Origin of the sequence: Trichlorobacter sp., assembly GCF_034008105.1 — a bacterium.
GTDB lineage: Bacteria > Desulfobacterota > Desulfuromonadia > Geobacterales > Pseudopelobacteraceae > Trichlorobacter.
In genome coordinates, this window is record NZ_JAVEPN010000032.1 from 1 (window position 1) to 5,042 (window position 5,042).

The window sequence follows — 5,042 nt, forward strand, 5'->3', positions numbered from 1 at the left end:
ATTTAATTTTTCGGCGGGCCAAGTTATATCAAAAAGGCGATTTTACCATTTAAAAAAACGGGCGCACCCGTTTATTTAAATAGATTGATTAAGTCTCCAACATCATTGATGACATAGGTCGGTGGTGGTGAATATTTTTTGATTTCATCGAGGGTGACTTCACCGGATAAAACCGCAATAGAATCTACACCAGCATTTTGAGCGCTAGCAATGTCAGTATATAAACGATCACCGATAACGACCACATCCTCTTTATTCAAATGGCGGTTATTTAATATGGTGTTAATCATTAAAGGCGATGGTTTACCAATAAATAAAGGTTTTTTACCGGTGGCTTTTTCAATCATAAAAGCCATTGATCCACAATCGGGGATAAAGCCAAAACTAGTTGGACACACCCAATCGGGATTAGTGGCTAAATAAATTACATCGCGTAATGTCAACATTTTGCTCAAAGCAACAAGTTTTTCGTAGGTAATCTCCGTATCATAAGCTAGTAAGGCAATGTCAGCCTTTTCAATTGAAGCCAGTTCAATGCCATTTTCCACTAGAGACTGGATAAAAGAAGCTGTGCCCACCGGATAAACCGTTTGGTGAGGATAATGACTTTTTATGTAGAGAAGGGTGGCTTCGACGGAAGTATAAAACTCTTCTGGTGAAGATTCGATTCCCAATTTATCCATTTTTTTCACATAATCTTTAATGCTACGCGAGGAATTATTGGTAATAAACATGTAGGAGATATTGGCCTTTTTGAGCACAGATAAAAAACGTTGTGTTGCTGGAAAAAGATGGTCCCCTTCGTAAAGGGTCCCATCTTGATCAAGCAAAAATAATTTCTTGTTAGCTAACGGAAGTAATGACTTCCCATTTATATCAGTTTTTTCCATGAATATACGAAAAGTGACAATTATTACTCACTTTCCACACTTGCTTGGACTTCTTCGTATTTATTCGCTTCACCATGCTTTACAAAGAACATTGGAATAAAAGCTAAGAAAGCAAATACGAGACAGTAATAGAACAACACTTTTGTTCCCCAAAGATTCATAAACAAACCGGAGATAAAGGGGGTTAAGATTTGGGCAAACATACTTGCAGAATAATAATAACCGGTATATTTACCAATATTTGCTCCATGAGACATTTCCACAACCATTGGATAGGAGTTAACACTAATTGTGGCCCAACCAACACCAATGATGGCCATTGCGACGTATAATAACCAGAAAACATCTAATTCACCAGATAAAGTTGCCACGACAAATCCGCTAAACATAACAGCGATACCAATAAGAATGGTCTTTCTCCGCCCAATTTTATGAGAAATTAATGCGACAGGATAAAAAGCGATTAATGCTGTAACAAAACCAATCGCCGTAACAGCAAAGGTGTTATCAATACCCAAAACCTCATCTGCATAAGAGGCAATCGCGCTCGAGGCGGCGTTGTAAGAAAAGAACCATAGAACAACGGAAAGGAGAATTAACAAAAAACTAGTGAAGACCGCACGCGACATTTTCACTTCTTTATTTTGTTTAACATTTTCCACATCTTCTTTGGTTTCAATACCAAATTTATAGGAATCTTCCTCCATTTGTTGTGCCCACTTTACTTCTTTAACTAAAAACATAAAGACGGCAAGGAAGACGAGCATAAGACCAGCAATTAATGCAAAAAGTGGTATGTAATGCCAAGGATTGGTATTAACAAAGTTTAATCCACCGAGCACCAATCCCGCTCCGATAGTTACTGCCCCACCAATGGTACCCATCGCATTAATAATGGCGTTGGCTTTTGAACGCAAAGGTTTAATGGTCACGTCAGGCATTAAGGCAACCGCAGGACTTCTAAATGAACACATGGCAATTAATAAGAAGAAGAGGGCAACCATAAAAGTAGTAAAGATGAACCAGTTTGGTTGTGTCACATTTTCTAATATGTATGCCGCACGAGCTTTTTCTGCAAGTTCTGACGAGGAGAAAACTTGAATGCCTGCTAAATTATTATCGGCATCAAATAAATTACCCATGATTGAGAAGGAATATCCGCCACCACTTTCAAAAACTTGAGAAATTTGTTGGGCATCGACGGAATTAAATTGCCAAGCATCGATAATTCCAATTACTACCAACAGGATAGCAGCAGCAATAGTGCCAATTAAAATGTAAATTTTGCGTTTTCCTAAACGCGCTTTAGTTTTATCTGACCAGGTACCGAACAAGGGGAGAAAAATTAAAGCGAGTAAATTGTCCAGCCCAAGGACAATTCCCGAAATGGCATGATCAAGTCCAAACCGGTTGCGTAAAATAATTTTCATTGTCTGATCATAAAGTCCCCAGAACATTGAAATAAGTAGAAATGCTAGGCCGACATAAAAAATCTGCTTAGTGTTTAGTTTCCATCCCGATTTTTGTGTCTTCTTTTCTTCAACCATATGATTATCTCCATTTTCTATATTCATCATGTTTCCATGAATAGAATCCAATACAAGGCTTATTTTGCCGGATTAAGACGTTCAAAAATAATATTATCCGCAACTTTTTTGGCTAATTGCAATTTTTTTTCATTATCCACTGTCCATGTAAGAACTGGCATTTTTCTCCGAAGACGCTTTATTAAACATTTTGGCAAATAGTTTATATCATAAGCGGCAAAATTGGGTTGAGAGATCCAATTAACCAACATCGTGTTAAACAGAAAGTGTACATACCGAGGTTGATTTTCCCCAATATCACGGGATGCTAATTGTCCGTAAGCATAAGCCTTTGGATATGCTTTCCGCAAATACTTCATGACTAAAGGATCAAACGATTGAATGGCAATCATTGTTTTTGCTTTGTAACGCGCTAAACAGGCGATGGTCGCATCGGCTAAAAGAACGCGGTTCTTACTAACCTTCAATTCAATGAGTAACGGCACCCGACCATTGATCGTTTCTAAAACCTCACTTAATAAAGGCAACTTTTCACCAGAATTTCGGAGTGTAAAGAGACGGATTTTGTTTAATTCCATTTCTTCCACCACGCCACTCTGACCCGTAACCCGTTCCAAAGATGAATCGTGGACGACAATAAGCTGCCCATCTTTTGATAAATGAACATCAAGTTCAATGGCATAACGTTGTTCAATAGCAGCCCGAAAAGCGGCTAGAGAATTTTCATCTTTATTTTCATCATGAAGACCACGATGAGCAATGGGCTGGACTAAAAACGGGGCAATTAACGCTTCGTTTTTCATTCTCCGTTTATTCATGTGGGAAAACCTCTTTTTTAATTATTATAAACTATCGGGTTACTAATGCAATTTTCACTTGCAGTCTATATAATTATAACGAACAAACAAGTGAAGGAGAATATAAATTATGATTAACAAATTATTAGAAAGATATCTTCGAAACGAAACCGTCCGGCAAAACGAAGGTTTAGAATTAATTGCTTCAGAAAATTTTGCCAGCCGGGAAGTTCGCAATCTTTGTGGATCAGTATTAACCAATAAATACGCGGAAGGATTTCCGGGCAAACGCTACTATGGTGGTTGTCAAAATATTGACGATATTGAACAACTTGCCATTGATTTGCTTTGCCAATTATTCGATGCCAAATATGCTAATGTGCAACCGCATTCAGGATCAAGCGCCAACATGATTACTTATTATGCTTTATTAAATCCCGGTGATACTATTCTTTCTTTGAGCCTTGATGAAGGGGGACATTTGACGCATGGTTCACCAGTAAATTTTTCTGCTAAATACTATCAAATTCTTCATTATCATCTCGGTAATGACGCCCGAATTGATTATGACAAGTTAGAAGAACTTGCTTTAGAAAAACGCCCACAAATGATCTTAGCGGGTTTTTCCGCTTATCCCTTTGAAATTGACTTTGCACGGATTAGCGCTATTGCCAAGAAAATTAATGCAATTTTTATGGTTGATATGGCGCATATTGCCGGGCTTATTGCCGGTGGGGTGCACTCTTCTCCTATTCCGTATGCCGATGTTGTAACATCAACGACTCATAAAACCCTGCGTGGTCCACGAGGCGGTATTATTTTGACCAATAATGAGGAAATTATTAAAAAAATTAATAAAGCCACATTTCCAGGATTACAAGGTGGCCCCTTAGAAAATATTATTGGAGCTAAAGCCCAATGTTTTTATGAAGCGAGCTTACCGACATTCAAAGACTATGCCCGCGCCATAGTTACAAACACGAAGATGACCGCAAACACTTTTGCTCAACTAGGCGATGTCGTTTCTGGTACAGAAAACCATTTATTCCTTTTAAATACGAAAAAGAGTTTTGGTCTCACAGGTCTCGAATCAGAAAAAATGTTGGAAGAAATCAATGTCACGGTCAATAAAAATATGTTACCTGGTGATCAAGAACGCCCGAGCATCACCAGTGGTATTCGTATTGGTTTAGCCGCTTTAACTACTCGCGGACTTGATGAAGCCGGAGCGGAAGCCGTTGCTCAATTAATTCATGATTTTCTTAGTCAAAAAATCAACAAAGAGGAAGCACAAACACGGGTTCAAATCATTGTGAAAAAGTTGAAGAATATTGAAGAATTATAAGCGTCTGTTTTATCTTATTTTGAGCAATAAATATAAATATTTATGTTATAATTCCTTATAGTCATTTTGACATGGAGAAAAAATGCGCTTGAAAAATTTATCGACAAATCAAAAAATAGTTTTACTGGCTCTCGTCATCTACATTTTGGGCGCCCTGGTTTTTGGTTTGCTTTTACTTATACCAACAGGTAGCGATTTGTTGCTCGGGTGGTTGTTAGGCGCGGCTATCTCCTTTGCATGTTTTGGTTTGCTGGTTTTGCAAGCTTATGTATTAACAAGTGAAAACGCAAAAGGGGCTGGATTTGTCATGCTCTTTTTCGCAGGACGGTTTATTTTATATGGCGCCGGCCTTTTTGTTGCCGCTTTTTTAACATATAAACTAGAGATTCATATTTTTAATCTATTTACCGTTTTCGGTGGCTATTTTCCTATTCGTTTAGCAATTTATTTATTCGGTTTTCTC

At 37.9% G+C, this 5,042-nt stretch carries 5 protein-coding genes; 2 read left to right on the plus strand and 3 right to left on the minus strand.

Going from position 1 to position 5,042, the window contains the following annotated elements; all coding sequences use genetic code 11:
* Nucleotides 1-71: 71 nt before the first annotated feature.
* From RBQ93_RS12245 to RBQ93_RS12255, 3 genes are read right to left on the minus strand one after another with little or no spacing between them, the layout of a single operon-like run.
* Entirely contained in the window at nucleotides 72-890 is an 819-nt protein-coding gene (locus RBQ93_RS12245; RefSeq protein WP_320372403.1) for an HAD-IIA family hydrolase, read from the minus strand.
* 23 nt (nucleotides 891-913) lie between these two features.
* Entirely contained in the window at nucleotides 914-2,437 is a 1,524-nt protein-coding gene (locus RBQ93_RS12250; RefSeq protein WP_320372404.1) for an MFS transporter, read from the minus strand.
* A 59-nt stretch (nucleotides 2,438-2,496) separates the two neighbouring features.
* Nucleotides 2,497-3,255 (minus strand): glycerophosphodiester phosphodiesterase family protein, encoded by a 759-nt coding sequence (locus RBQ93_RS12255; protein ID WP_320372405.1) that lies wholly within the window; start codon nucleotides 3,253-3,255, stop codon nucleotides 2,497-2,499.
* A 109-nt stretch (nucleotides 3,256-3,364) separates the two neighbouring features.
* On the opposite strand from RBQ93_RS12255, the gene glyA reads away from it, so the two are divergent.
* On the plus strand, nucleotides 3,365-4,579 hold the full coding sequence (gene glyA / locus RBQ93_RS12260; protein ID WP_320372406.1) for a serine hydroxymethyltransferase: 1,215 nt from the start codon (nucleotides 3,365-3,367) through the stop codon (nucleotides 4,577-4,579).
* 82 nt (nucleotides 4,580-4,661) lie between these two features.
* Nucleotides 4,662-5,042: hypothetical protein (locus RBQ93_RS12265; protein WP_320372407.1), on the plus strand; the 381-nt coding region annotated here is incomplete at its 3' end.